This window comes from Streptomyces sp. NPDC000229, from assembly GCF_040300825.1.
In the GTDB taxonomy this organism is placed as follows: Bacteria; Actinomycetota; Actinomycetes; order Streptomycetales; family Streptomycetaceae; genus Streptomyces.
Genome location: NZ_JBEPEL010000031.1, coordinates 21,408 through 47,866 on the forward strand (window position 1 = coordinate 21,408; position 26,459 = coordinate 47,866).

A 26,459-nucleotide genomic window follows, 5' to 3' on the forward strand; every position below is an offset into this window, starting at 1 on the left:
CATGGACATCCAAACCCTGACCGTGTGGATCCGCGGCCGCTTCGAAGCACTCAAGGCCGGCAAGGACGCCGGACAGACCTCCACCGAGCTGGCCCTGATCGCTGGCGCGCTGCTGGTCGGTGCCGGCCTGCTGGTGCTCGCCATCCGCACCAAGCTCATGGAGAAGATCGGCATCATCAACGGGGGCTGAGCCGCACCGGAACACCGGACGAGGGGAGGACACAGGCGTGAGAGCACGGATGCTGAGGGGCTCGCGAGGCTTCATCCGCCGTCGCCAGCTGCGGGGAGACCGTGGCTTCGGCAGTGTGGAGTTCGCGGTCTTGGCCGTCGTCGTGCTCGCCCTGATCTTCACCGCCATCCAGGTCGGCCTGTACTACCACGCCCGCAAGGTCGCCCAGTCCGCCGCCCGCCAGGGCGTCGAGGCCGGGCGGCAGTTCGGCGCCAGCGAGGCCGACGGCATCGCGCAGGCGCAGACCTTCCTCACCCGGTTCGGCGGCAGCGTCCAGGGGGCGAGCGTGTCGTCGGCCGGCAGCACCGACCAGGAGATCCGCATCACCGTGCGCGGCCACGTCGCCACTTTGGTCCCCGGCCTGACGCTGGACGTCGTCCAGTACGCCGACGCACCGATCGAACGCTGGACCACCCCATGAGGGCCCGAACCTACCTGCAGCGGCTGGTACGGGCGCTGCGCCGCGACCGCGGCTCGTACGCGCTGGAGACAGCGATCCTCGCTCCGGTGATGATCGGGTTGCTGTTGCTGATGATCGCGTTCGGGCGGGTGACGGACGCCGACGGCGCCGTGGACGCCGCGGCCCGTGCGGCGGCCCGCGCGGCCTCGCTCGAAAGGGACGCCGGGAGCGCGCAGGCCGAGGCGCAGGTCGCGGCCAACCGCAGCCTTGAGGGCGAGGGCATCACGTGTCAGACCTCCAGCGTCGTGGTCGACACCTCCGGCTACGCCCTCGACATCGGGGTGGAGGCGAACGTAACCGCGACGATCGCCTGCACGGCGAACCTGTCCGACATCGGGCTGCCAGGCCTGCCCGGATCCAAGACCCTCACTGCGTCGTGGACCAGCCCGATCGACACCTACCGGGGGCGCCAGTGAACACACCAACCCGCCGATTCCTGGCGCGCCGGCGTGAGGCACTGACCAGACGCCGCCGAGACCGCGGCTCGATGTCCCTGTTCTTCGCGCTGTCCACACTGGCGATCCTGATGGTGATGGGTCTGCTCGTCGACGGCGGCGGCGCGCTGAACGCGGCCAACCGGGCCACCTCCATCGCGCAGGAGGCGGCACGCACCGCAGGCCAGCAGCTCGACCCCGCGCAGGCGATCGAGGGCACCGCCATCACGATCGACCCGGACGCCGCCGTGGGGGCTGCCCAGGACTACCTCGCCGCCGCTAACGTCCAGGGGAGCGTGGAGATCACCGACGGTGGGCAGAGCCTCACCGTCACCGTGAACGACACCTACGACACGTACTTCGCGCAGTTCGTCGGCGCCGGGACGATCAGCGTGACCGGCACCGCGAAAGCACACCTGCAGACCCAAGCCGCTGGAGGCTGAGTCCACCCATGGCCCATCGCACCCCCGCCCCGCTGCGCGCCATCGGTGCCCTGCTGCGGGCCCTGCTTGGCCTCGCCATCCTGACCGCCCTGGTCGCCGGCGTGCCCGTGCTGCTCCTCGCCGTGGGCCATCAGCCGACCCAACTGGCCGGTGGCATCAACCTTCTGGAGCAGGACGACGGCAGCCTGTTCCTGGTCGTGCTCACCTGCATCGGCTGGATCGGATGGGCGGCCTTCACGTTCTCCGTGCTCGTGGAGGTCATCGCCCTGCTGCGCCGGCGCTCCGCACCCCGCATCAAGGGGCTGCGCAGCCTGCAGTCGCTCGCTGGCTTCCTCATCGGCGGCATCGTGCTGCTCGCCCCCACCGCGGCGTCCGCCGCCACCACGGGGCCGGCGATCGCCGCCACCGTGCACACCGTGGGGGAGAGCGGTACCAGCGCAACACCGAGCGCCAAGGCGTCCGTACTCGCCGATGAAGCCGACTGGCCCCAGCACACCGTTGCCACTGCCACCGAGCTGCCGTGGGACCTGGCGGAGGAGTACCTCGGGGACGGCAAGCGCTGGAAGGACATCGCCGCGCTGAACCCCGAGATCCCGCAGCTCGTGGCCGGCGACCAGTACCTGCCCAAGGGCGCCGTCATCAAGCTGCCGGCCGACGCCCGGCCCGTCGCCCCGGCCACCAGCCCCTCCCCGGCTACGACCAGCAGTCCGCAGACCCAGGCGCCTGAGCAGCAAACCCGCGGGCAGCACGTCGAGGACCAGGCCCAGAACAATCGCGACAGCGACTCCACCGCCGGTGAGGACGAAGGAGTGCGACCGGACAGCGTCACGGTCCGAGAGGGCGACAGCCTCTGGTCGATCGCCGACGAACACGGTGACCCGGAGGACTGGCCGGCCATCTACGAGGCCAACAAGGGCGAGCACCTCCCCGGGAGAGGCCGCTTCACCAATCCCAACCTGATCTTCCCCGGCCAGGAGCTCGACCTGCCTCAGGCCGACGCGGTCGATGAGCCGCCCGCAGACCAAGGTGCTGACCACCCGAAGGCGCCGGAGACCGACGAGGACAAACAGGGCGAGAAGACGCCGACGCCCGAGCCGGCCGCCGACAAGGAAGCGGAGGCTGGCAAGCCGACCGCACCGGCTGCGACCCCCACGTCCTCGCATACCGCACAGCCCGCCCCGAGCACCACCGCCCCGAGCACCGCTACCCCGGCGCCCAGCGAGGACGGCAACCGCTCCCAGGCGCCTGCCGTACCGTCCAGCAGTGACAGCGACACCGCCCTGGCACCGGCCGCCGTGTGGGCCGGTGCCGGAGCCCTGGCGGCCGCGCTCGTCGGCACGCTCGCGACCCGCCGGATCCTGCAGCAACGCCGCCGGCGGCCCGGCCGGCGCATCCCCATGCCGACCGGCCGCGCGGCCGCCACTGAGCAGAGCCTGCGCGCCGCCCAGCACCCCACCGGATTCGACCTTCTCGATACCGCCCTGCGCTCCCTCGCCCTCAACCTCGCCGCCGCGGGCCGCGAACTGCCCGTCATCGAGGCAGTCGTCCTCCACGAAGCGAAGGTGGAGCTCCACCTGGCCGAGGACACCGCGCCCATGAAGCCGTTCATTGCGACGGCGGGCCGTAAGGATCTGTGGGTCTGCGCGGCGTCAAGTCCGGACCTGGCCGACGACGAGCAGCTGCAGGACGCCGACGCCCCGTACCCGGCGCTGGTCTCGATCGGCTGGGACGGCGCCGGCCACCTGGTCCTGGTCGACCTGGAACACGTCGGCATCCTCAACCTGGCAGGAGACGATGACTTCGCCCGGCACGTTCTGCAGGCCATCGCAGTCGAGCTGGCCAGCACGCCGCTGCCCGGCCACCTCGAAGTCACCGCCCTGGCTGACACCGCGCCGGGCCTGGATGCCGCCGCTCCCGAGCGCGTCGTCCGTATTGACGACCTCGCCGACGCCACCGCAGAACTGGCCGGCCACACCGACGACCAACGCCGCGCCCTGGCCGCCGTCGGCGCCAGCAGCTTGCGCTCCGCCCGCCTCATGGACGACGCCGCTGGCGCCTGGACACCACACATCCTTCTCGCGGCCGCGATCCCGGACGGCACCCACCGCACCGCACTCTTCGACACCCTCACCGAAGAGCCCCGCGCGGCGGGCGCCGTTATCACCGCCAGCGCCCCAGCCGAGCTTCCGGCGACCGCGTGGACCCTCGAGTGCCAAGGCCCGGACCACACCATCGCCCTGCCCGGCTCCAACCTCCCCGTCAAGCTGCAAGGCCTGAGCGACGAACACTTCGCCGACGCCATCGAGCTGCTCACCCTCGCGGCCAGCGACGCCGACGTCCCGGCCCCGGACTGGGCCCAGGCCGCGGACGACCAGGACGACGAGCACGAGCACGGTGGGCGCGGGCGCATCGATGACACCGCAAGCAGCGCGGATGCCGCAGGAACAGGGCCCTATGAAGAGGCAGTCGGCGAGGACGCAGCCGACGAAGAAGGGCTGCCTTCCGAGTACGCCGAGCTCGAGCGGGATGCCGCCGCCGAGGATGATGAGCCGCTGGCCGAGACCGACGGCTCCGAAGAAGGCGCCGTCCCGGCACCGTCGGCCCACCTGGCCAAGCGCCAGGACGAGGACGAGGACGGGCGGCAGGGCGAACCCGCTGGCCCCTCGCTCGCAGAGGTCCTGGCCGCCGACGACGAGGGCGACGACCCCGTACCGGCCGCCGGGCCGACGGACGGCGCTCTGGCGGTGACCAGCCCCTGTGCTACATCCGCAACACCGGCCGTCCACGTCACCATCCCCGCCCCGGCACCCGCCGCCGACGGTGACCCGCTGACACCCGTGGCATCAGACTCAGCCGATGCCCGACAGTCTCCGTCGCTGGCTGAATCAGCCGGAGGGCCGGCTGTCCTGCTGCTCGGCCCCATCAGCATCGAAGGCGCCAGCGGCAGGATCGACTCCAGCCGCCGCAGCGCCGGCATCGAGCTGGTCACTTTCCTCGCCCTCAACCCAGGCGTGGATCACCACAGCATCGACGACGCCCTCTGGCCCGGGCGTCTGGTCAACAAGCAGATGCGCAACGCCGTCATCTCCCGCACCCGCTCCTGGCTGGGCAAGGACGCTGACGGTAACGCCCATCTGCCGCGCGTCCAGGACACCGGCGACAGCCGGTACCGCCTCGGCCCCGCAGTCACCTGCGACTGGACCCAATTCCAGCGCTTCGCCCGCACCGGACTTGCCCGCCACGACGAGGACGGCGACCTCGCTCTGCGCCGCGCGCTCGCCCTGGTCCGCGGCCGACCCTTCACCGGCATCGACCCCCAGCGCTACGCCTGGGCCGAGCCGATCATCCAGGAGATGGTCTCCGCGATCGTTGACGTCGCCTACGAGCTTTCCACCCGCCGACGGGAAGCCGACGACATCCCCGGAGCGCTGTGGGCGGCCAAGCGCGGCCTGCTCGCCGCCGAGGAAAGCGAGATGCTGCACCGCCAGATCTTCCTCGCCCACCACGCTGCCGGCGACATCGACGCCCTTCGCGAGGCCGCCGCCCGACTCGCCCGCATCAACGAACAGCTCCTCGGCGGCGTCGACATGGAAGCCGAGACCGCTGAACTCCTACGGAACCTGCTGCCCCGCCCCATGACCCGCGCCCGCTGACGACAGAAGTCCAGGGTGGCAACTGCCGCCCACCAATCGTGTGCCGGCCTGGCCAGTGAGGAAGATCGGCCGGAAGCTGGTCGCGCCTGGTGGGCCCTGGGGTGTCGAAGTGCGTTCGCGACGCTGCCGTCGTTCAGCCGGATTGCCCCGGCGTCTGCTGCCAGTACCAGCCGTGCTCGGCCATGCCCTCCTTCGTCCACTCCATCAGCAGCTGGGCGCCCTCCTCCGCCCGTGCCGTGTCCCGGCCCCCGCCCTCGGCGAAGAATCGCAGCAGCGCACCGGCTGCCGGCTTCTCGGCGTCGCAGGTGGGACACAGCTGCAGGTGGATCGGCCGTCCGAAGGCATCTTCCTTGGGCATTACGACACTGCTGACCAGGTCACCACGGCAGCGTGAGCACGGAGGCAAGTTGTCGGAGAGGTCGACACGGTGCATCTGGGCACCTCCTTGTTTGCGATTTGGGGCCCTCACCCAAGACGCCCTGACGTGCGGAGTCAACCCTTTCGTCACACTTCGCTCTTGGCCACCGACGGCTTGCTGCCGTGCGTATCGAGCGTCTTGGTGACGAAGGCCCGTACGAGTTGCGCGGCCTCGGCCACCGTGACGTCCCTCGTCCACTCTCTGCTGGTCAGGTGGGAGCCGCTGCAGTAGAGCTCGAACCGATGCACACCGTGGGCGTGCTCCAGTTCCCGGGCGTATGGCCGGCTGCGGCAGCGTCCGTGTCGTTCGGTGTCCTCCAGGTGTGCGCGCACTACGCCGATGCCGAACCGGCGAGGGAGAGTCCGCTGTTGCAGGCATCCGCTGCACTCCAGGAGGTGGAGGGCGGCTCCCTGCTGCTGGAGGAAGTGGTACGGCACTCCCTTGCCCTCGAATGTGTTGCAGCTGGCGCACAAAGGCCCGCGAACGAACCCGTGCTCGTGGCAGTGGTCCCACACCGATGCGCGGCTTTCACCGCACAGCCGGCACAGGTAGGCGTCGGCACGCGTGGCGAGTCGTCGCAGTGCCTCGTACAACACACCCCGAAGGTGGCCCTGGTACTTCTGGTAGGTCTCCCCTGAGCAGGGCGGGCACAAGGTGACGTATCCGGTCGTGGTCGGTGTCCGCCAGCCTGACCACCGCGGCCCTTGGCTGCCGCAGCGGGAGCACAGCCGGGCACGGTCGCTCAGCTCGTTGTCCAGGAGCTGCCACCGGTCGAGCAGGCCCACGTAAGCCCGAGGCAGCAGCCACTGCGTTCCTGACCAGGTCAGCAGCCGTAGCGGCAACGTGCCCGCGATTTTGACATCGCTGTGCCGCGCGACGAATTCGTCCATCGTCAGCCCGATGGGCAAACCGTTGTCGCCGATCGTCCTCCAGGCACCCCACTCGTTGAACGGGCGCTTCTCCTCGACCAGCTTGTTGTGGGCGGCGTCGAGCATCAGCCACAGAAGGTGAAGCCGCCAGTCGGCATGGTCCCATTCATCGGGATCTCCCTCCTGCGGGCGACGGTACGGCGGCAGCTGTACCTCTACAAGCTCACCAAGGTCCGTGACACCGGCGAAGGCATGACCGGCGCTTCGGATATCCCGCTCGTCGTACATCCAGCGCCCCTTGTGCTTGTAGCAGCGCAGAGCGATGTCACCGATGAGGACATGGCCGTGGCGGCGCACGTCGTACTTGGTTCGAAGAAGGACATCCGGCTGCAGCGGGACGGCAGAGCCCTGGGTGAGCTCCGAGAAGGTGGTGCGGGCGGCCTCCGGCTTCATAAGCATGACCGGATGGTGGCAGCGGGGTCTGACAATGCCCGCTACGGCATCCGTACGCACGCACGGTTTCTCGCACGCCTGCACTGCACCTCCTCAAATTGAAGGCAACGGCGCCGCCAGCGGACGACCTGCTCAAGTAGCTCACTCACCAGGGATCCGCCTCGACAAAAGCGGCGACGGGACTGAGCCCCGACCCGGACTGTCAGACCGGGCTCGTAGCGTCGGAAAGGAGGGCCTGGAGCGGCCAGGGCCCAGAAGGCACGGGAGCAGATCATGGGTGAGATCAGCGTGGACAGGCAACACCTCAATCGGCTGCTGGCCGACAGTGCCAGCACCTATGGAGCCCCGTACCAGCGGGCCTTCGCAGAACTCGCCAAGACACACCAAGGCCGGCCTCTCGCTGAGATCCTGCCCTTGCTGCGCCGGGTCGCCGACCAGGCCCTGCTGGAGTTCACCCATGCCGACCTGGTCGAGCAGGCTGAAGCGATCAGCACCGGCGAGTGGTACGTCCTGCGCGTCACGGTTACCTGAAGATCCGGACCAGCGCTCACCCACAGGACTCCGCCTCTCACAGTCGGTTGTCGAAAGAGTGTTCCCTTTGTCGTGGTTGGCGGGTTACTGTCCACCCCACGCAAGATCCCGTCAGGGGGGAGCACCACATGCATGCCTTTGAAACCGCAGGTAGGCCCGGGCGGCCGCCCGGCATTCGCGTCAACCCCGAAGGGCTCACCGACCGTCAGGCCGCCATCGTCACCTTCATCGAGCGGGAAGTCGCCCGCCAGGGCTACCCGCCATCGATGCGCGAGATCGGCCAGGCGGTCAAACTCAAGAGCACCTCGTCCGTTGCGCACCAGCTGATGGCCCTCGAACGCAAAGGCGTCCTCTACCGCGACCCGCACCGGCCGCGCGCCTACCGCGTCCGACACCGCTGGAGCGACGACTTCCCCCAGGCGCCGACAGCCAGCACGCCGGACCTGGCCCACGTCCCCCTGCTCGGCCGGATCGCCGCCGGCGCCCCGATCCTCGCCGAGGAAGCCGTCGAGGACGTCCTTCCTCTGCCGCGCCACCTCGTCGGCAAGGGCCAGCTGTTCGCGCTCAAACTGGAGCGCCGACGGGTTCGCTCCGCTGCTCCGTGCGGGAGTTGTGGCTGTTCATGCAGGTCGGAGCCGCGGGCAGACGCTTCACTCGATCGTGTGGGGATCTGACGATTACTCGCAGATTCCAGGAGTTCCCTCTGTAATTTACTTCCTTGTGACGGATTCCGGGACTCGTCGCCTCTCCCTCATCACGGGCGGCGACGTAGCTGTGAAGGACCGGCCTGGCGAACAAGCGCGGCCGGAGCCGGGCCTGGCTGACGTCCTGACGCTCCAGCGACAAGCCGCAGCGACCGCATCTGTGGAAGCCGAGCGGGCGCTCTTCCAGGACTCCCTCGCCGAGTACGTATGGGCCCGGGACGTCGCGGGCCTGTCACCGCGCACGCTGGAGTCATTGGTCCAGCCAGTGCTGGAGATCTGCTCGTACTACGACGTCATGCCGTGGCACCTGACCTCGCGGCAACTGGACAGATACTTCGCGGGCCCGGGTAAGCGACCGCGGCACACGACGGTCAGGTCGAAGATCAACCGGATCGACCTCTACTACGCCTTCCTGGAACAGCGCTACGCCGGCGAGATCCACCGCCGGTTCGGCGCGGTAGTCGAGTCACCCGTTGACGCGTTCAACCGGCCAGTCCACCGTGGTGACTTCGGGCTTCGGATCCCGCCGTCGGCCCGGGCGACGAAGGAGTTCTTCGCCGCCTGGCGTGAGGCGCTGCCGCGGGCCCGGAAGTACCCGGTGGCGGTCCGCAACTACGTGATGTCCAAGCTCACCTACATCTCCGGGGTCCGAGCGGCGGAGCTCTGCCAAGTGCAGCTCGGAGACGTGCACTGGGAGAACGGACAGTGGGGACGGTTCCTGGTTCACGGCAAGGGCGCCGGCGGCTCAGGCCCCCGTGACCGTGAAGCCTTCCTCTTCGAAGAGGGCCGCGCGCTCCTGTGGTGGTACATCGAGGACGTGCGGGGCGAGTTTCCCGATGACCCCTCCGACCCACGGGCGCCGCTGTTCCCCTCCGAACGGCTGCCGAAGTCGCTGGCCGGCATGGACGGGCTGCTCGCACCGCCGGTGGTGCCCGACACGTTCCGGCGCGCGCTGAAGATGGCGTCGCACGAGTATCTGAGGGGCCCGGTCAGCGAGCTCTTTCCGCATCTCCTGCGGCACGCCTGCGCGACCCACAACTATGAGGCGGGGATGCCGTTGTGGGACGTGCAGGTCTTGCTCGGCCATGTCTGGGCATCCACCACGGTCGGCTATCTCGCGACCGCGAAGGGCGACCCGGAGCGGGCGAGCCTGGAGTCTTCCCGGCGAGCGGTTCGCCGGCTGAGCACGGAGGCGTGATCCCTTGAAGTGGAACCTGCGCTGGGCCGCGGCCAAGCGCGACATCTGGCGCCCGACCCAGCTGCAGGCAGCCTTCCGGGAGGTGGGGTTCACCCCGTCCCTGAGCAAGGTGGCCGCGCTGTGGTCGGGCACGCCGGTCACGGTCCGCCTGGAGGACCTGGACAAGATCTGCGCCGCCCTCCAGTGCACGGTGGCGGACCTGATGGAAGCCGAGCCGGTGGCGGCAGCTGAGGGACGCCCGGAATCCGAGCTGCGTGCCGTCGGCGAGAGCGGACCCGCGCGCCCGATTCCCAGGCCGGGCAGCGGCGGAGCCCGGCGCTCGCTGCCGCCGAACTGAACCGGGTATCCAGTGACCAGGGGGCTTGGGCTGCTCGGCTCGTGCGAGAAGTGTGCGAGCTGGGGAGGAGTGAACGGGAAGGCCATGTGCCCGCGGTGCGCGTGGGCGTGGACCCGCGTGTCCTCGGGCAGGGACGGCTGGAGCGAGGCTCCGTGCCGGCGCTGCGCGCGGACCGTGCCGGTGCCGCGGGCCGGGGTGTGCGCGCCCTGCCTGCTGGCCGTCCGCCTCGGGGAAGACGACGACTGGGCCTGGGGCGAGCTCCACGACGAAGCCCTCGCGCCAGGCCGGCCGCGTCAGCTCGTCCTGGACATCGAGGGGATCGCCCTGCCCGAGACCAGGCCCGTGCGGATGCCCCAGGCCAAGTCCGGGCGGCGAGCGGCAATCCCGCCGTGGCTACGGGCCAGGATTCCCGACCCGGTGCGGGACGATCCCCGGATCTGCCCTGTCCAGGTTCCCGGGCAGTTGGGACTCTTCCCGACTCCGGCCCGCCAGTTCGCCCGCACCCACGCCGCATCGCAGACCGGAGCATCCCCGGTTTCGAGGCCGTCGTCGAGCAACTGCAGCAGCTGGCGGACGAGCGTCGGGTACGCGCCCGGACCATGTGGATCTGGCGGCTCGAAGGCTTCGCCCGCCTGGCACTGGCCGCCCGCGACCCCGATCAGCACCAGGTCGCCACCGAAGCCCTGAAAGACCTCCTCTACAACGGCCCGATCCTCGGACAGGCCCTGGACCGTGCCGGTCTCCTCGCACCGCCCCCACCACGCCGGGTGATCCCGCCGCGCGGAACCGGGCCCACCCGCCAGGGCGGGCAGCGAGACCCTGAGCTGCGAGGACAGTGCACGCACTGCCTGGCCTGGGCGAATGACCGCCGGGTCATGTGCGTGGCGTGCACCAGCTGGTGCCACGAGATCCGCAAACGCGGCGGCACCGACGCCGAGTGCGACCGCTGCCACCGCACCCTGATGCTCCGCGACGGGATCTGCCGCATGTGCCGGATCGTCATCGCCGAAACAGAAGTAGACACCGCCCAGATCGCGATGAAGAACGGCGACCAGCTGTGGTTCGCCCACCCCCACGCCGCCGGACTGGCCGTCGGACGCCTGCTGCCCGGCACAGCGGCGCTCCAAGGCCGCTTCGCCCTCAAACGCCGCCGCACCCGGGCCCGGGCCGCGTCCGCACCGCGACCGTCCGAGCATCTCCTTGACCCTGCTCAGCTGGAACTCTTTCCGGCTCCACCACGGGACTGGTCCCGTCTGGACACCACCAGGCCGCCCGCCCCCACCTCAGCGGCAGCCGCTCTCGTCGCGGACTTCACCTCGTACATGCGCGGCCGGGGATGGAGCACCCACTCCTTCAACGGCAGCACCCGAACCCTGCGCATCGTGACCGGCCACCTCGGCGCCGACGTTCCCATCCAGGAGCGCGATATCCGAGCCCTGGTCTCCACATACCCGAACCTCCACGGCGCCCGAGTCATCAACTATCTCCGCCTGCGCGGCCTGCTCGACGCCCGCCCGCCCAGCGATCCGTGCACCGCGCGCGCCCGCCACCACGCTACCGCCGTCACACACCCGGCCTTCTCCACCGCCGTGCACACGTTCATCGACGTGCTCCTCGGCCAGGGCAGCACCTCCAGCCGAGCCCGCAGCCCCAAGACGGTCGAGAACTACGTGGTCGCCATCCTGGACACGCTCGAAGCCTGGATCGCCGACGGCCTCACCGACCCCCGCGAGGTCACCAAGAACCACATTGAGGACGCCCTGGACCCGCTCCGCGGCGACAAGGCCCGCCGCCTGCACACCGCGCTGCGCTCCTTCTTCAGAGCCCTCAAGCGCGAACGACTCGTCTTCCGCGATCCCGCCCGAGCCATCTCCCTCACCAGCACTCGATCCGTGCCGACCGCGCTGCCCTCGGACCGCATCGCCGGCCTCCTCGACCACCTCGACGACCCCCGCGACCGTCTCATGGTTGCCCTCGTTGCCATCTACGCCCTCCTCCCCGGACAACTCGTCCACCTCCGGCGAAGCGATCTCGACCGCAGCAGGGGCCGACTGCGCCTGCGCCGGGCGGGACGACTGGATCACGTCATCTACCTCGACGCCTTCACCCTGCGGCTTGTCACCGCGTGGGAACTCCAGCGCCACCGGCGGTGGCCCGACAGCTCCAACCCCCACTTCTTCGTCACCCGCAACACCGCCGTCGACGACTCCGGCCCGTCCATCAGCGCGGGCGTGATCCAGCACCTCTTCCAGCGCGTCGGCCTGCCCGCTGGTCGCCTCCGCGTGGACCGAATCGTCGACGAGGCGCGTCACAGCGCCGACCCGGTCCGGCTGATGGAGCTCTTCGGTCTGTCCAACCTCTCCGCAACCCGCTACGTCTTGTCGGCACACCCAGACAAGAAGCACGACCCCATCACCCCGTGATGTCAGCCCACAGCTGGTCACGGGTAGCGCTGACCAGGGGCTCACGAAGCGCTTGAAGATCACCTCCCGGCTGAGCCGGTGATCATTTCCCGGCCGGGGGATGGATCAGTCCCACCAGAAGTCCCAGCTGCGGGCCCCGATGATCCGCTCGGCGTACGCGGTCAGCGTGTACGGCCTTCTGCCCTGCCAGACGTTGTCCGGGCAGAAGGCGAAGTGCTCGGCCGCGACCAGGAGGGCATCTTCCTCGTTCATCGGTGGGGTGGCGACGCTGAGGTGCAGTGTGGAGAAGCCGACCGCGATGACACGGGCGCCGAATCGGTGCTCCCAGTCGCTGATGACCGCAGAGAACTTGGCGGTGTCGTTGTCGTAGTTGAGGGGGCCGCACCAACCTGCAACAGTGAGGGTCTCGGAGCCGGATGCGGCCGCGACCAGTCCCAGCCGGGACTGCGGACGGTCGGCGAGAAACGCCTGGGCGTACTCGGCTGCCAGTTCGTCGGGGTCGGTCGCGGCCGACCGAGTGGGAGCGATGCCGGGCCAGGCTTGCCCGAAGGGGGCCGTGACGGCGAGGCGCCGTTTGGCGTCGAGCATGTCGTCGCCTTCATCGAGGGCGGTGTACGTCGCCCACCACTCCTCGAGAAGACCAGCCGGGTCGTGGATCGCCGGAGAAGACATCCGCTCGGGCATGAGCTCGCCCGATCCCCACGGCCGGAACTCATCATCATCCGGATCCAGCGCGTCAAGCAGCAACGGCCACAGGCCAGAGCGAGTGTGCTCGGCATGTAGCTGAGTCCATAGTCCGGCCGTGGCCGGCCGGTCACTGAGCCATAGGGGCTGCACGTCTCCATCGCCTTCATCGGATGTGATCATCCGGCCGGGCGGGAGCGGGCTCTCAAGGGTCAGTCGGGGTTCAGGGTGCACGGGTGGATGCTAGTGCTGTGGTTCCGCGGGGCCGGACACGCGGTCGCGGAACTGCTGGAACGCATGCCAGCCCGACGTCTGCCCGGCAGTGATCAAGTCGCCTTCGGCACAGTCGATGACCTTGCAGCCCAGAGTTTCGGCAAGCCGGAAGACGGGTGTGAGCACGTCATCGCCGGATCCCCGGATGTGGAGCATGATCGAGTCCACTGGGTCCTCATCGCCGATGTTGAGTTCCATGGACCAGGTGGGTCCGAGTAGCTCTCCCCAGGTCGGGTCCGAGAGATCGGCGTCTGGAGCGGCCTGGGCGACGGCCGCGAGCACGTCGTGGAGGCGGCCGAGCGGGGGCGAGGTGTGATCGCCTGGGATCTCTTGGACCGAGGTCACGTTGTCGGGTAGGCGGAGGAGAAGCACATCCCAGCTCATGGCGGCCTTCCGGATGGAGTCAGGTAGTGGTTGCGGTGCGGTCAGATAAGGCTGAGCTGCTCTCCGGGCGGCTGCGGCAGGAGCACGCCCCGCAGGCGGCGGATATTCGCGCGCCAGGGGCCGCCATCCGATTCCGCCCATAGGTCCATCAGCTCGGACGGGTCGGTCATGACGCGGTCAAGGGCCTGAAGGGCGAGATCGCGCAAGCCGGTGAGATCAGGAAGCGGCTCTTTCGGCCCATACACGGGATCGGCAGGCTCGCCGCCAGAGCATTGCGCGGCGACGAGGGCGGCCGCAGCAACGGCTTGCTCAGATTCGGGTGCTTCCAGATCGCCCGCGGTGTCGATCACACGGGTGAGGATGCCGCGGACGATGCCTTCACGTTCGCCTGCGGCTGCCTCGTCGAGGTCGTCACAGAAGTCCGCTGCGGTGTCGTTGTCGAAGGGGCCGACATCCCAAGTGCCCATGGTCTCTCCAGATCAATCTTGGTCTTGACCGAGGCAGCCTGACAGAGGCCACTGACAGGAGCAGCCGCGCAGTCCAAGGGATGCCTGCGACCTTCTCCCGTGGTGCCTCATACAGAGAGGCAGAACACCCACCCTTATGCGGATCGTCCGCCTCATGGAATGATCGCGGGACCGGTCTGGATTGGGGGGCGTGATGGCAGACGGGGGAGAGCAGTACGAAGCGTCGGCGTCCGCTTTGGGCTACCTGTTCCAGTTCGCCAAAGCTCTGCACATGTGCATTGAGCAGTGGATGAGCGCTGGGCCCGACTGGAGCATTGCAGTTGAGGCCGCCGACGATATCGAACAGCACATCGGCTCCGTGACTGACCTTCTTCAGCTCAAACAGCGTGCCGAGGGCGTTCGGTTGACTGATACGTCTAAGGATCTCTGGAAGACCCTCCGGATCTGGGCAGAGGCAGCTACGGCAGGACGCATCGACCTGGAGGAGACGAACCTCTACCTGCTCACCACCGCTGAGCTGCCTGCGGACAGCGTTGGCTACCTCCTTCAGCATCGCACCACGGGGCACCGCGATGAGGAGCGAGCCCTGAAGCAGCTGTGTGCTGCGGCCGAAGCCTCAAAGACCAAGAGCCAAGACCTCCTGAAGTCATTCGCTGCGCTGACCGGCATGGCCAAGCCGCTGCAGAGCGCCTTGCTCGCGCGAATCCAGGTCGTCGGGGGTACCGAGGACATCGCCGACGTCCGTACCGCAATGCTCCGCCTCGCCGCAGTGGCCGCCGGCCACGACGCGGCGAAAGCCTTCTTGAACCGGCTGGAGGGCTGGTTCTACGACCGGGTGATCGAGCAGATGCGTACGCCGGGCGGCAGCCCGGTCACCGGTGTCGAGTTCGACGAGGTGTTCAGCAGCCTCCAGCGGCAGTTTCAGCACGACAACCTGCCGATCGACGGCGACATCACTCGTATGACCGGCGACCCCACGGAACAGGCAGAGAAGATCTTCGTCCGACAACTGGGGCTCATCGGAGTGGGCTCCACACGCATCGGCTTTGCTGTCCGGGACTACGTGCGCGCCTTCGCGCAGCGCTCGCGATGGACCAACGAGAACCTGCTACGCCCTGGCGAGATCGGCGAGTACGAGCGCCGGCTGGTGGAGGAGTGGGAAGCCCGCTTCGCCGTGATGGAGGAAGAACTCGGCCCCGAGGCCACCGAGGAGCAGAAGAAGGCCGAAGCCAAGCTGATCTACCGATGGGTCGACCAAGAGGCCCGCTTCCAGATTCGCACCGGATGCGACGAGGTCTTCGTGACCAAGGGCTCCTACCACATGCTTGCCGACGAGCGCCGAGTCGGTTGGCACCCCGATTTCGCCGCCCGCCTGATGCGGCTCCTTGAGCCCGTCGAGGTCCTTGGATGAACCTGAGCCGCGAAGAGCGCGCCCTGTACAACCCCGCCTTCACCGCGCTTCTGTGCACCCGTGCCGTCCAAGGCCACGAGCAGCAGTACAACACCCCCTGCCCGCTGCCCGTGGCCGTCGTGGCAGGGATCATGGCCCTTCAGCCCGCGATCAGGGCGGTACTCCCCAGCACCCTGAACAGCGGCCTGATGAAGTGGCTCGACACGAATGACGCCGTGCGCGTGGCCATGACCCGCAACGCGGCCTCCCTCGCCGCCGTGGTGCGCCCCGGCGTCCTGTTTGCCCTCCAGACCAGGACTCTGAGGGCCACAGAAGAGGGACTCACCCTGGCCCTGGGCCCCACCACCAAGGGGATCAAGGGAGCAACCGATCAGACCATCGCGATCCAGCAGGCCGCCCAGTTCCTCGGGCGCTGGCTGCCCAGCACGGGCAGCCTCAGCACAGTCCTGACCCTTCTCGGAGTCAAACCGTGACGTTCCAAATTAAAGCGGTCACCATCTACGGCAAGAAGCCCGGCCAGATGCGTACCGTCCCCTTCCAGCTCGGCGCCCTCAACATCGTCACGGGTGACTCCCGACGTGGAAAGAGCGCGCTGCTGACGATCATCGACTACTGCCTCGCCAGCTCTGACTACCCCGTCAAAGCGGGCAAGGTCCGTACCTACGTCAGCACCTACGCCATCACCCTCGTCAAGCCCGGCGAGCAGCTTTTCGTAGCTCGTCAGGCGCCCAAGGACAACGCCAAGACCAGCACCACGATGTGTGTGCTCACCCAGGCTCCCGGCAGCCCGCCGCCAGCCTTGGAGGATCTTCGGTTCACGACGCCCGAGGACACCGCCAAGGCCTACTTGAGCGACTTCTGCGGCATCGACAACACCGTCCGCGTGCCGGCCGTCGGCAAGAACACGCTCATAGCCCCGTCCATCCGCCACGCCCTCTTCTTCTGCTTCCAAGCTCAGAACGAAGTCGCTAATCCTGATGTTCTCTTCCACTCGCAGGGCGAGGAGTGGAGACCGAACACCATTCGCGGAGTTGTCCCGTACTTCCTCGGCGCGGTCGATCCCGAGCAGGCACTGCTTCACAACAAGCTCCGCAACCTTCGCCGGGACCTGGCCGACAACGAAGCCAAACTCGCTGTATCCGCAGACCGAACTCCCGCCAGCGGCCAGGCTCAGGCTCTCCTGACCGAAGCCGTCGAAGTCGGTCTGCTGCCCCCGCAGACCGGCGCGCAGACCGCAGACGATGTTCTCCAGCTCCTCCGTCGTCTCCGCAACGAACTGGCTCACGGCGGCGCGCTGCGGCCTCACGAGACCGGCGGCGACCCCCTTGCGACCCTCCACGCCCGCCGAGCGGACCTGCGCCGAGATTTCGCGCTGGCTCGGGCCCGGATCGCTGACCTCAAGGGTGCCCTCGCTGAGAACGACGAATTTAGCGACCAGGCCATCGAACAGCGTGCCCGCCTTACCTCCCTCGGCCTCCTCCGGCAGGACGCAGAAGCCGGGGATCTCGACCACTGCCCCGTCTGCGACAGCACCATCCCCTCGGCGAACGACACTATTGCCAGCCTCACACGGGACCTCGCCCTCCTCGACGGCGACCTCGGGGCCATTCGAAACGACACCCCCGCTATCCGCCGGCTCATCGCCGACCAGGAAGACCGCCTGCAAGAGCTCCGTTCAGAACTTTCCCGCAACCAGGAGCAGGTTCAAGAACTCACCACGGGCCTGCGCACGACCCAGCAGGAGCCCGACGACCTGCGCCGGGCCGCCATCGTCCAGGGACGCATCAGCCTCTACGTCGACACGATCGCCCAGCAGGCCGCGGCGCCTCGTGTCCTGGACCGCCGTGAGGAACTGCGCGACCAAATCGCGAGGCTGGAGGAACAGCTCAGCGGGAGCACCCAGGACGAGCGTCTCGCCAGCTTCCTCTCCCTGATTAACCAAGACATCAGGGAGAAGGCCAGGAGACTGGACCTGGACTTCGCGGCCTCGCCCATACGGCTCGACCTCAACCGGCTCACGGTTATCGCCGACACCACCGACGGACCCGTCCAGCTCAAGGACATGGGGAGTGCCGAGAATCATCTGGGCTACCACGTTTCCACTCTGCTCAGCCTCCATGAGTGGTTCACCAGGCACCAGAGTCCGGTTCCCCGCATCTTGGTCCTCGACCAACCGTCGCAGGTGTACTTCCCAGCAGAACCGACCGGCGAGGAAGTCCTGCAGACCAACGACCGCACGCATCTGCTGAACACTTACGAGGCCATTCACCGCACGTTGCAGCAACTCGCCGGCAAGATGCAGGTCATCGTCATGGAACACGCCGACCTCGACGACCCAGCCTTCAGCCAGCACGTTGTCGAGCGCTGGCGGTACGGCAACGACTCAGGACTCGTGCCCTCGACCTGGATGGAGCCAGATACCCCGGAGAGCTGATGAGTGGCCGACCACCACCTCGCCCGCCGCAGCGGCGGGCGGGCGGGCGGTCATGAAATGAATTAAGCGACCGCTGACACGGTGTTCTCGCGAAAGATCTGAGTCCCTACGGCTGTATCAGTGCACATACCCGGGCGCGCGAACTTACGTCAGACCGCACGCGATCGGGCGCAGTCTGCCATCGGTTCCCTTCCTGAACCCTCCAGGATTCGGCGAACCCGTCGGATTCAAGTCGTCGGCGACAGCATGATCGAGGCCGCCATCTGCGACGGCGACATCGTCACCGTCCGCCGCCAGGACTCCGCAGATCACGGAGACGTCGTCGCCGCGCTCCTGGACGGCGAAGCCACCGTCAAGCGCCTGCGCCGCGAGAACGGCCGGGTGTGGCTGATGCCCCACAACGCGGCGTACGAGCCGATCCGCGGCGACGACGCGGCCATCCTCGGCAAGGTGGTCGCCGTCCTGCGCACTCTCTGAGGACCACGAAAGAGCGGTCCGCCCGGTCGACGTGCGAAGGACTCCCGGGCGGACTCCGCTCCCCACGCTGCCCTGCCGCCAGCCGGGACACCGTGAACACGGGAGGAGTGGTTCGGTACTGGGTGCGGGCTTGGGGCCGTCGGCCTGCGGCCGGTGAGCTGGCTGAGGCATAGATCAGGCGAAGAGGGCGGCGAGTACTCCCGCCACCGCAGCGGCGAGGGTGATGACCGCGGCGAAGGCGGTGGCGGCTCGGGTGAGAGCGGCCGGGTAGGTGGCGCCGTCCAAGCGCGCGAGTTTGGCCGCGCCGGCGGCGGCCAGCAGCGCGATGACGATCACGAGTGCGGTGGTGAGAAGGGCGACGGCGACGGTCACGGCAGGCTCCCGGTTCACGAGCTGGGGTGTCGTGGTTGAAAGTCACCGAAACCCTGTTCGCCGGGGTTCACCGGAGGAAGATGAACACCGGCGAACACGGCTTTGCGGGGGCGAGCGGGTGCAGTATGAGCGAAACGGCAACGGCGACAATCCGGCACTCACGGAGCTGCGCGGGAAGCTGAGCGACGGGCTGGCCCGCAACCGGATCAACAAGACGGAACTCGCCCGCCGGTCGGGGCTGGGGCGTACGACCGTGTCGGAGGCCTTCCAGACCGGCGGGCCGGTGCCCTCGGCGCACACGGTGGCGGCACTGGCCCGCGCGTTGAAGCTGCCTGTCGGGGAGTTGCTGGCCTTGCAGCGGGACGCGGACGGAGGCGGGGAAGGAAAGCGGCCGGTGCCGGGCCGCCCCATCGGGCAGTGGGAGCCGCACGCTCTGGAAGTCCATCCGGCCGGGCCCAGCAGCATCGCTCCCAGCAGTGATGCGCCGGGAGCGCGGGTGCTGCCGGGGTACATCAAGCGCGGGCATGACCTGGTGCTGGCGGAAGCGGTCCGGGACGCTGCGGCCGGCCGCAGCCGGATGGTGGTCCTGGTGGGCGGTTCGTCGACGGGCAAGACACGGGCGTGCTGGGAGGCTGTGCAGCCGCTCGCGGACATGGGGTGGAGGCTGTGGCATCCCTTCGATCCCACCCGCGCCGAGGCCGCTCTCGATGACCTGCACCATGTCGCTCGTCGAACCGTGGTGTGGCTGAACGAAGCCCAGCACTACCTCGGCGACCGGAAGGCCGGTGAGCGCATCGCCGCCGCACTCCATGGCCTGCTCACCACCCCGGAGCGTGGTCCGGTGCTGGTGCTCGGCACCCTCTGGCCCGAGTACGCCGCCCGCTACACCGCCCTGCCCTCCCCAGGAGGGGAAGACCCGTACAGCCGGGTGCGGGAACTCCTGTCCGGCCGCACGCTGAGCGTCCCGGATGCGTTCGATGCCCAGGCGCTGGCCACCGCGGCAGCCCTCGCCCGGGACGGTGACCGGCTGCTGGCCGATGCCCTGACCCGCGCCGACGCCGACGGGCGAGTGACTCAGGACCTGGCCGGGGCCCCCGAGCTGCTCAACCGCTACGAACGGGCGACCCCTGCGGCCAGAGCTGTGCTGGAGGCGGCGATGGACGCGCGCCGCCTCGGTGTCGGCCTCAACCTGCCGCAGGCATTTCTCATCGACGCTGCCGCCGACTATCTCACCGACACCGACTACGACCAGCTCACCGAGGACTGGGCCGAACAGGCCTTCGCTGAACTCGCCGAACTGGTCCACGGCAAACAAGCCCCCCTGCGCAACACCACCCCCCGGCCCCGACGACGACCGCCCACGCCGGCCCCGCCTGCCGACATCCCACCCCCGGCGACTGCGGGGCCGATGTTCCGGCTCGCCGACTACCTCGAACAACACGGCCGCACCGCCCGCAGACCACTGTGTCCGCCCGCTTCCTTCTGGCACGCCGCCCTCACCCACCTCACCCACCCCGACGACCTGAACAACCTCGCCACGGCAGCCCAAAGGCGGCACCGCCTGCAATGGGCCCACCACCTCCTGCACCGCGCCGCCGACCACGGCAGCACCGACGCCCTGTTCCGCCTGGCCGGGACGCGGGAAAGGGCCGGGGACCGGAAGAGCGCCGAGCACCTCTACCGGCAGGCCGCCGACCACGGCAGCACCAAGGCCCTGTTCCGTCTGGCCGGGACGCGGGAAAGGGCCGGGGACCGGAAGAGCGCCGAGCACCTCTACCGGCAGGCCGCCGACCACGGCGACACCCACGCCCTGGTCCGTCTGGCCGGGATGCTGGAAAGGGCCGGGGACCGGGAGAGCGCCGAGCGCCTCGCCCGGCAGGCCGCCGACCACGGCAACACCGACGCCCTGTACCACCTGGCCGCAATACGGGGCGCCGAGCACCTCTACCGGCAGGCAGCCGACCACGGCGACACCCACGCCCTGGTCCACCTAGCCAAGGTACGGGAGAAGGTCGGGGACCGGGAGAGCGCCGAGCACCTCTACCGGCAGGCCGCCGACCACGGCAACACCGACGCCCTGTACCGCCTAGCCGACATGCGGGAGGAGGCCGGGGACCGGGAGAGCGCCGAGCGCCTCGCCCGGCAGGCAGCCGACCACGGCAACACCGACGCCCTGGTCCACCTAGCCAAGGTACGGGAGAAGGTCGGGGACCGGGAGAGCGCCGAGCGCCTCGCCCGGCAAGCCGCCGACCACGGCAACACCCACGCCCTGGTCCGTCTGGCCGAGTTGCGGGAGGATGTCGGGGACCGGGAGAGCGGCGAGCGCCTTGCCCGGCAGGCCGCCGACCACGGCAACACCAAGGTCCTGGTCTACCTGGCCCTGAGGCGGGGAGGGCTCAGGGACTGGAAGAGCGGCGAGCGCCTTGCCCGGCAGGCCGCCGACCACGGCGACACCGACGCCCTGGTCCGCCTAGCCAAGGTGCGGGAGGAGGCCTTGGACCGGGAGAGCGCCGAGCGCCTCTACCGGCAGGCCGCCGACCACGGCAGCACCGACGCCCTGGTCCACCTGGCCACGAGCCGAAAGCTGGTCGGGGACCGGGAGAGCGCCGAGCGCCTCTACCGGCAGGCCGCCGACCACGGCAGCACCGACGCCCTGGTCCACCTGGCCCTAATGCGGGAATGGGTCGGGGACCGGGAAAGCGCCGAGCACCTCTACCGGCAAGCCGCCGACTTTGGTGTGGACAAGGACGACACTTGGGTCACACGTGTCTTAGCAACGCGGTGGCCCGACGGACTAGACCCAGATGGCACGCCCACGCGGCCATGGCAATGATCCGCGTGCCACTCCCCCTTGACCGCTGCCTGGCACCACGTGGTGAAGACGTGTGGTGGGCGGTGCCCCGCAGACCTACTCAGCCTCGTTGCTTTCCGCGTGGCGCACCGCCGTGCTTCAACGAGCGTCCACGAAGTGGTTCGACCGAACCACTTCCCGTACGTGCCTAACGTGCCTGCACACACCAAAAGCCGCCTGACCTGCGCAGATCAACGAATACCCCCAGATAAGTTACGCCCCCGATCGCTACGCCGTTCCGGCCCGGACCCCTCGCCCGATGCCAGACGCCGGACTCGCCGAAGCCAGCGAAGCCGTCCAGGCCGTCGAGCAGGGCCTGGACAAGGTGTACCGCGTGATCGGCCACGTCGCGAAGGAAGCTGCCGAGCCCCAGCCCTAGACCTCCGCTGCGCTGCCTCATTCATGGTCGAATTTCTATAACCGACGCAGGTCAGACGGCGGCGCAGGCCGCTCCATCAGCCCATGGTGCCGTCCTCGCGGGCCGTGTGCACGGTCTGCCGCAGTTCCCGCGGCTGGCTCCCGTCCCTCGGCGCCGTCCGGCACATCGCCCCCGTGGCCGCAGCGCATTGTGGGCACGGCCGGCCGAGAGCCTCCCGGTTGCGCTCCATGTCATACGAGGTGAGGTTCGCGTACCGCGCCGCGTGGGCGCCTCGGAACCGCCGTGCCCGGGCAAGCGGCAGGCACTGCTCGCCGACCGGCGCTCCGCACTGCCAGCACGGCCGTGCGTAGACCGCATAGCTCTCACCAGTGGTTGGCCCTTCGCCGGGGCCCAGCCGGCTAACGACGTACAGCTGCCAGTCCGGGAGATCGGGACCGTCACAGTCGTTCATGCGCCCAGCATGAAGTCCGGGCCGCGGGCGCCGAGACAATTCTCCAGCCGCTGGGGTGGCCGCTTCGCGGATGCCCGGAGCCTACCTGCCCCTCGGTCAATCCTCGCCCGTCCCATCACCGCCGCGAGTGACGCATGTGCGCAGTACCTTCGTTGACCAGCCACGGGCGCGGCCTGCACGGCGGCCTGAGGCGGGCCGCTGCCCGTGTCGTACAGGCAAGCGCTGGCGACCGTACGCGAGGCATGGCGGACATGAGGCCCATCAGCGTGTTGCTGCCGGCCGAAGTGGTGGAGTCGCTGGAGGGGCACTGCGCGGCGGGGATTGACCCCAGAACCGCGGTGAACCACCCCCCCTTTGGTGATGCATAGATGGTATAGTTGTCTTGTTGGTCGGCGGTGGCAGTCGGCCAACGAACCGAAGGCACACCGCAACCCGAGGGAGAGCTATGTCCCACCCCGAGACTCAGGTCACCGCCGAGAATGCCGCGAAGAGCGAAAAGAAGCCCGTAAAGCCCACCGCACACTTCGCCGGAATGCACGCGCAGATCACGGAGGCGCTGAACATCGCCGAATTCGGTGTACCGACCCAGGCTCAGCCGTTCGCGCAGCGCGGCGTGCTTATCCAGACGAGCCGCAACCTGCTCACCCTCAGCACCTTCGACTTCTGGACCGCCGTGTCGGTCACGGTGCCCGTGGGCGCGCCCGTCGGGAAGGGCTGTTCGCTGCTCGACTTCGTGGAGCTGAAGAAGGTGCTCGCCGCGATGGTGGCGGGGGAGACCAAGACGGTCGCGGCCCGCACGCCTGTCTCGCTCGCGGGGGACCTGCTGGCCACCGAGCACATCACCGTGCCGATCACCACGCTGGACATTCACGAGTTCACACGCCCGCCCGAGGCGGTGCCGGCCATGGCCACTATGGACGCGCAGAGGTTCCTCACGCAGCTGAACCGCGTGCTGCCAGCCGCGGGCCGTGACGAGACCCTGCCGGTGCTCACCGGCGTGCAGATGACCCTGGAGGGCCAGACGCTCACCCTGGCGGCCACCGACCGCTACCGCTTCGCGGTCGCCGAAGTTCCCGTCACCGCCACGGTGCAGCCGCTGGTGAAGTCGCTGAGCAGCCTCATCCCCGCCAGCGTCCTCACCCCCCTGGCCAAGCGTCTGAAGTCGTACGAGGGCCCCGTGGGCATCGGCATCATCGAGGACGGCAAGGACGTCGTCGCCCGCGCCACCCTGTCCATGGGCGACACCACCATCACGATGCGCCCGCTGGAGGGCAGCCTGCCCAAGCACAACAGCCTGTTCCCCACTGAGCGGGACACGTCCGTGCGCGTCGACCGTGCCACCGCCGTACGGGCCGCGAAGAAGTGCCAGGCCCTCATCAAGGCCAAGGGCGAGACCAACGTGCCCGTCAGCTTCGCGTGGGACGCCGACGGCACCCTCACCCTCGCCCCGCGCGTCGGCACCGCCGAAGACCAGGTCCGCACCAAAGGCATGACCATCCCGTCAACGATCACCCACGGGAACACCGCCACCTTGAAGGGCAACCTGCTCGCCCTCAATCCCGCCTTCCTCCTGGACGCACTCGGCACGTTCACCAGCGACACCTTCACCCTGCACATCCGCGAGATGAAGGACGGGCAGACATCCAAGCCCGTGCCATTGGAGGGGGTGGCGCCCGATGGCGCAAGCAAAATGGGGAACGTTCCGCTGACCGGGGCTTTCCGCCAGGGGTTGTGCGCCACGGCGCACGAGGCCCGACGAGCGCCCCCTGCTGAGGTTCGGCGCGCACCGGCGGAGGGGAATGTTCCCGGTTCTGGTTTTCACGCGCCGCGCCCCGGCCTGGTGACTCCATGCTTGTCCCGGCTCGCTCACATGGCGTCAGCAAACGCTGCGGGCCTTCCGGACAGACAGCAGCGCATAAGGCTGAGGACACGTATGAAGCACGGCAAGGTGATCATCACGGTGGTGGCGCTCGTGGTGATCTTCGCGTTAAGCGTGGTGATGATCGTGGTGGGGCAGCCCGTAGCGGCGATCACCGCGCTCATCCCTTCGGTGGCCCTCGGTGTGCAGCACATCGTGCACGCCACCACGTCCACCCCCGCGTCCCCTCCGCTCCGGGGCGACGAGCGAGAGCGGGAGTGGCCCGGATGACGACTCCTCCCGCACCCCAGGGCCTTCCCCCGCGCGGCAAGCCAGGACGCCGGCTCGGCCCGATCATTCCCGTACCGGGCCCGCGCACCGGGCCTGGCTCCGGCCGCTGCGCGAGGCCTTTTACGCCAGCGGCATGACGCTGGGGGAGCTGCATCAGCGCACCGGCTGGCCCAAGTCGAAGCTCTCCGAACTCCTCCGGGCCGCGGGCCGCTATCCGCGCTGGTCCTTCACCCGGGACGTCATGACGGGCCTGGACTGGTCCGGCATGACGTACGAGGTCGCGCGCCTGCAGTGGGTCCAGGCGGCCCGCGAGGCGAACAAGCGCACAGCCTGGATCACCGCATGCCTCGCCCAGAGCGGAGACTCCACCCTGGCCGACGCCGACGCCGTACCTCTGGACTACTACGCCTTCCGCGAGATGCACCAAGACCACTACACCGCCTACGCCCAGGCCTTCCTCCGCAGCCCCGTCACCGCAGAGAAGACCGTGAGGGACGTCTTCACGCTGCTGCTCCTGCTGTGGCCCGACGCCCTGGGCAGCGAACGGCTCGAGCAGTATGCCTGGCAGCTGCTGCGCGAGACAGTCCTGGAACGGGCCCCCAAGGACAACGGCCGGCCCACGCTCATCGAGGCGGCCTTCGACACCCTCGCCCTGAAGACCAGCCCCGACCCGATGCACCAGATCACCGAATCCATGACCCTTTTCCGGGCAATCAGCAAACTCCCACCCCGACAGATGGACATCACCGTCCTCAAGCACCTGCGCGGCCTCACTGACACCCAGGTCGCCGACGAGATGGGCCTCTCGCTCGCGGCGGTACGCTCCACAGCCCGCCACGCCAAACGCAGCCTGGACGCATTGCTCCATCCCCAGCTCCACCAAGGAGGGACACCCCGGTGACCTCGCCCATCGACGAACTCCTCGCCCGTGCCCGCCTCGTCGACCGGCCCTACGTGCCGCTGGACATCACCCACACCAGCCGGCCCTCCACCCCACCCCAGGCACCCCCCGCCGCTTCAGGCACGGGGCCGGGCGAGGCCGACCGCCGTGCGGCTGCCGACGACCTGACCGCACTGTGCGAAACGGTCGTCAGCGACGACACAGCCGTCACTGCCCTGGGCGACTTCCTCACCGAGCCCTTCGGAGCCCGCGTCCTCGGCTGCATCCTCCAGCTCACCGACGCCGAGGACTCCGCCCGTTTCTGGTGGCAGTACGCCGCCGGCGCCGGGGACACCGCCGCCTCCTACTGCCTCTACCTGCACCACCTCGCCCTCGGCGAGCAGGACCAGGCGATCTGGGGGCAGCAGCAAGCCACCCCCGCTCCGCCGCCGACTCCTGACGAGGCTCCCCCAGCGCAGTTCGTCTACCCCGAACGCAACATCGCCGCCGACGCAAGCCTCCCCACCACACTCCGCGTACTGAAAGCCCTCAAGATCCACACCGACTACGCCAAGGACGAGACGCACACCGTCGAAGCCGTCATCGACTACGTCTCCGCAGCCGTCAGCTACGTCGACGACGACGTCGAGCTACCGCTGCCCGATCCCGACTTCACCGACCACATCCGCGCCCTGACCACCCACACATCCCACCGTCCGCCCGGCTCGCGGACCACGTCCCCCCTGCCTGCCCGCTCGCCTCGTAAGACCTCTGCGATCGCCACGGCCAGACGGCGCACACTCCGCCACTCCGACCAGTTACACCCCGCCCCCCGGCCCAACCTGTGACCGGTCAGGGCTGCCGACCGGTCTGCGTGGCGACGGGGTTAGGTTCCCAGGATGGATTTCGATATCGAGGGGTTCGCGACGGGAGCTGGTCCGGCGATCCGTGGCATGGTCGAGGCCCTGGGCGGTGACCTGGAGGCCTTCGACCGTGACCCGTTGACGGCTGTGCCGTCCTGGATGACTTCGTCTCCCGCTCACCATGGCGGGAGTTCGAAGAGGACGACTGGGTCTGGTTCCACGCCCAGCTGAC

The 26,459-nt window shown here is 68.9% G+C and carries 23 protein-coding genes and 1 pseudogene; 18 read left to right on the plus strand and 6 right to left on the minus strand.

All coding sequences use genetic code 11. The annotated features are described in order from the left end of the window. Position 1 precedes the first annotated feature (1 nt). The 5 genes from ABT360_RS17380 to ABT360_RS17400 all read left to right on the plus strand — a co-directional run bounded on the left by ABT360_RS17380 (position 2) and on the right by ABT360_RS17400 (position 5,219). Positions 2-190, plus strand: a complete 189-nt coding sequence (locus tag ABT360_RS17380; protein WP_351816449.1) for a hypothetical protein — start codon at positions 2-4, stop codon at positions 188-190. A gap of 37 nt (positions 191-227) precedes the next feature. After that, positions 228-650, plus strand: a complete 423-nt coding sequence (locus ABT360_RS17385) for a TadE/TadG family type IV pilus assembly protein (protein WP_351816451.1) — start codon at positions 228-230, stop codon at positions 648-650. Then, a complete protein-coding gene (locus tag ABT360_RS17390) occupies positions 647-1,105 on the plus strand; it encodes a TadE/TadG family type IV pilus assembly protein (RefSeq protein ID WP_351816454.1) in 459 nt (152 codons plus the stop codon). Before ABT360_RS17385 ends, ABT360_RS17390 begins: the two co-directional genes overlap by 4 nt. A 71-nt stretch (positions 1,106-1,176) precedes the next feature. After that, on the plus strand, positions 1,177-1,566 hold the full coding sequence (locus tag ABT360_RS17395; protein ID WP_351816457.1) for a pilus assembly protein TadG-related protein: 390 nt from the start codon (positions 1,177-1,179) through the stop codon (positions 1,564-1,566). Between the two features lie 8 nt (positions 1,567-1,574). Then, a complete protein-coding gene (locus ABT360_RS17400; protein ID WP_351816460.1) occupies positions 1,575-5,219 on the plus strand; it encodes a LysM peptidoglycan-binding domain-containing protein in 3,645 nt (1,214 codons plus the stop codon). A gap of 133 nt (positions 5,220-5,352) precedes the next feature. On the opposite strand, the gene ABT360_RS17405 is transcribed toward ABT360_RS17400, so the two are convergent. Both ABT360_RS17405 and ABT360_RS17410 read right to left on the minus strand, forming a co-directional pair. After that, on the minus strand, positions 5,353-5,652 hold the full coding sequence (locus ABT360_RS17405; protein ID WP_351816463.1) for a DUF6300 family protein: 300 nt from the start codon (positions 5,650-5,652) through the stop codon (positions 5,353-5,355). A 71-nt stretch (positions 5,653-5,723) separates the two neighbouring features. After that, the gene (locus tag ABT360_RS17410; RefSeq protein ID WP_351816466.1) at positions 5,724-6,965 is read right to left on the minus strand and encodes an endonuclease domain-containing protein; all 1,242 of its coding nucleotides are present in this window, start codon (positions 6,963-6,965) and stop codon (positions 5,724-5,726) included. Between the two features lie 267 nt (positions 6,966-7,232). On the opposite strand from ABT360_RS17410, the gene ABT360_RS17415 reads away from it, so the two are divergent. From ABT360_RS17415 to ABT360_RS17435, 5 genes are all read left to right on the plus strand, one after another. Next, on the plus strand, positions 7,233-7,490 hold the full coding sequence (locus tag ABT360_RS17415) for a hypothetical protein (RefSeq protein WP_351816468.1): 258 nt from the start codon (positions 7,233-7,235) through the stop codon (positions 7,488-7,490). A gap of 128 nt (positions 7,491-7,618) precedes the next feature. Continuing rightward, positions 7,619-8,164 carry a transcriptional repressor LexA gene (gene lexA, locus ABT360_RS17420; protein ID WP_444852261.1) on the plus strand — a complete coding sequence of 182 codons (546 nt, stop codon included), beginning with the start codon at positions 7,619-7,621 and terminating at the stop codon, positions 8,162-8,164. After that, positions 8,151-9,392, plus strand: a complete 1,242-nt coding sequence (locus ABT360_RS17425) for a tyrosine-type recombinase/integrase (RefSeq protein ID WP_444852262.1) — start codon at positions 8,151-8,153, stop codon at positions 9,390-9,392. The genes lexA and ABT360_RS17425 overlap by 14 nt, the downstream gene beginning before the upstream one ends. 4 nt (positions 9,393-9,396) lie before the next feature. After that, positions 9,397-9,729 carry a helix-turn-helix domain-containing protein gene (locus tag ABT360_RS17430; protein WP_351816470.1) on the plus strand — a complete coding sequence of 111 codons (333 nt, stop codon included), beginning with the start codon at positions 9,397-9,399 and terminating at the stop codon, positions 9,727-9,729. 599 nt (positions 9,730-10,328) lie between these two features. Continuing rightward, positions 10,329-12,152: a site-specific integrase gene (locus tag ABT360_RS17435; RefSeq protein WP_351816472.1), complete on the plus strand. Its 1,824-nt coding sequence runs from the start codon at positions 10,329-10,331 to the stop codon at positions 12,150-12,152. Positions 12,153-12,257: 105 nt separating this feature from the next. Here the strand turns inward: ABT360_RS17435 and ABT360_RS17440 are convergent, their stop codons facing one another. The 3 genes from ABT360_RS17440 to ABT360_RS17450 form a co-directional block, all read right to left on the minus strand. Beyond that, positions 12,258-12,836, minus strand: a complete 579-nt coding sequence (locus tag ABT360_RS17440) for a DUF4253 domain-containing protein (protein ID WP_351816474.1) — start codon at positions 12,834-12,836, stop codon at positions 12,258-12,260. 243 nt (positions 12,837-13,079) lie between these two features. After that, positions 13,080-13,493 (minus strand): hypothetical protein, encoded by a 414-nt coding sequence (locus tag ABT360_RS17445; RefSeq protein ID WP_351816476.1) that lies wholly within the window; start codon positions 13,491-13,493, stop codon positions 13,080-13,082. A 41-nt stretch (positions 13,494-13,534) separates the two neighbouring features. Next, positions 13,535-13,960: a DUF4259 domain-containing protein gene (locus ABT360_RS17450; RefSeq protein WP_351816478.1), complete on the minus strand. Its 426-nt coding sequence runs from the start codon at positions 13,958-13,960 to the stop codon at positions 13,535-13,537. A gap of 193 nt (positions 13,961-14,153) precedes the next feature. Here ABT360_RS17450 and ABT360_RS17455 point away from each other — a divergent pair, with 193 nt between their 5' ends. The 4 genes and pseudogenes from ABT360_RS17455 to ABT360_RS17470 all read left to right on the plus strand — a co-directional run. Next, positions 14,154-15,371, plus strand: a complete 1,218-nt coding sequence (locus ABT360_RS17455) for an ABC-three component system protein (protein ID WP_351816481.1) — start codon at positions 14,154-14,156, stop codon at positions 15,369-15,371. Further along, complete coding sequence (locus ABT360_RS17460) at positions 15,368-15,844, plus strand: three component ABC system middle component (protein WP_351816484.1); 477 nt, start codon at positions 15,368-15,370, stop codon at positions 15,842-15,844. Before ABT360_RS17455 ends, ABT360_RS17460 begins: the two co-directional genes overlap by 4 nt. After that, a complete protein-coding gene (locus tag ABT360_RS17465) occupies positions 15,841-17,805 on the plus strand; it encodes a DUF3732 domain-containing protein (protein ID WP_351816487.1) in 1,965 nt (654 codons plus the stop codon). Before ABT360_RS17460 ends, ABT360_RS17465 begins: the two co-directional genes overlap by 4 nt. A gap of 225 nt (positions 17,806-18,030) precedes the next feature. Beyond that, positions 18,031-18,282 (plus strand): annotated as a pseudogene (locus ABT360_RS17470) (LexA family protein); the annotation flags it as partial. 174 nt (positions 18,283-18,456) lie between these two features. On the opposite strand, the gene ABT360_RS17475 reads toward ABT360_RS17470, so the two are convergent. Next, positions 18,457-18,654: a hypothetical protein gene (locus ABT360_RS17475; RefSeq protein ID WP_351816490.1), complete on the minus strand. Its 198-nt coding sequence runs from the start codon at positions 18,652-18,654 to the stop codon at positions 18,457-18,459. A 118-nt stretch (positions 18,655-18,772) separates the two neighbouring features. Between ABT360_RS17475 and ABT360_RS17480 the strand changes: the two genes are divergently transcribed. From ABT360_RS17480 to ABT360_RS17495, 4 genes are all read left to right on the plus strand, one after another. Next, a complete protein-coding gene (locus ABT360_RS17480; protein WP_351816493.1) occupies positions 18,773-21,487 on the plus strand; it encodes a tetratricopeptide repeat protein in 2,715 nt (904 codons plus the stop codon). Between the two features lie 1,293 nt (positions 21,488-22,780). Continuing rightward, positions 22,781-24,484 (plus strand): DNA polymerase III subunit beta, encoded by a 1,704-nt coding sequence (locus ABT360_RS17485; protein WP_351816496.1) that lies wholly within the window; start codon positions 22,781-22,783, stop codon positions 24,482-24,484. Positions 24,485-24,617: 133 nt separating this feature from the next. Further along, a complete protein-coding gene (locus ABT360_RS17490; RefSeq protein WP_351816499.1) occupies positions 24,618-25,385 on the plus strand; it encodes a sigma factor-like helix-turn-helix DNA-binding protein in 768 nt (255 codons plus the stop codon). Then, positions 25,382-26,212, plus strand: a complete 831-nt coding sequence (locus ABT360_RS17495; protein ID WP_351816502.1) for a hypothetical protein — start codon at positions 25,382-25,384, stop codon at positions 26,210-26,212. The genes ABT360_RS17490 and ABT360_RS17495 overlap by 4 nt, the downstream gene beginning before the upstream one ends. Positions 26,213-26,459 lie beyond the last annotated feature (247 nt).

Excerpts from the sequence above, each read along its gene's own strand:
- ABT360_RS17390 (WP_351816454.1), top strand. The coding sequence starts at position 647 with ATGAGGGCCCGAACCTACCTGCAGCGGCTGGTACGGGCGCTGCGCCGC.
- ABT360_RS17435 (WP_351816472.1), top strand. The coding sequence starts at position 10,329 with ATGTGGATCTGGCGGCTCGAAGGCTTCGCCCGCCTGGCACTGGCCGCC.
- ABT360_RS17460 (WP_351816484.1), top strand. The coding sequence starts at position 15,368 with ATGAACCTGAGCCGCGAAGAGCGCGCCCTGTACAACCCCGCCTTCACC.
- ABT360_RS17490 (WP_351816499.1), top strand. The coding sequence starts at position 24,618 with ATGACGCTGGGGGAGCTGCATCAGCGCACCGGCTGGCCCAAGTCGAAG.
- ABT360_RS17380 (WP_351816449.1), top strand. The coding sequence starts at position 2 with ATGGACATCCAAACCCTGACCGTGTGGATCCGCGGCCGCTTCGAAGCA.
- ABT360_RS17450 (WP_351816478.1), bottom strand. The coding sequence starts at position 13,960 with ATGGGCACTTGGGATGTCGGCCCCTTCGACAACGACACCGCAGCGGAC.
- ABT360_RS17400 (WP_351816460.1), top strand. The coding sequence starts at position 1,575 with ATGGCCCATCGCACCCCCGCCCCGCTGCGCGCCATCGGTGCCCTGCTG.
- ABT360_RS17445 (WP_351816476.1), bottom strand. The coding sequence starts at position 13,493 with ATGAGCTGGGATGTGCTTCTCCTCCGCCTACCCGACAACGTGACCTCG.
- ABT360_RS17415 (WP_351816468.1), top strand. The coding sequence starts at position 7,233 with ATGGGTGAGATCAGCGTGGACAGGCAACACCTCAATCGGCTGCTGGCC.
- ABT360_RS17405 (WP_351816463.1), bottom strand. The coding sequence starts at position 5,652 with ATGCACCGTGTCGACCTCTCCGACAACTTGCCTCCGTGCTCACGCTGC.
- ABT360_RS17440 (WP_351816474.1), bottom strand. The coding sequence starts at position 12,836 with ATGCCCGAGCGGATGTCTTCTCCGGCGATCCACGACCCGGCTGGTCTT.
- ABT360_RS17395 (WP_351816457.1), top strand. The coding sequence starts at position 1,177 with ATGTCCCTGTTCTTCGCGCTGTCCACACTGGCGATCCTGATGGTGATG.
- ABT360_RS17455 (WP_351816481.1), top strand. The coding sequence starts at position 14,154 with ATGGCAGACGGGGGAGAGCAGTACGAAGCGTCGGCGTCCGCTTTGGGC.
- lexA (WP_444852261.1), top strand. The coding sequence starts at position 7,619 with ATGCATGCCTTTGAAACCGCAGGTAGGCCCGGGCGGCCGCCCGGCATT.
- ABT360_RS17485 (WP_351816496.1), top strand. The coding sequence starts at position 22,781 with ATGTCCCACCCCGAGACTCAGGTCACCGCCGAGAATGCCGCGAAGAGC.
- ABT360_RS17410 (WP_351816466.1), bottom strand. The coding sequence starts at position 6,965 with ATGCTTATGAAGCCGGAGGCCGCCCGCACCACCTTCTCGGAGCTCACC.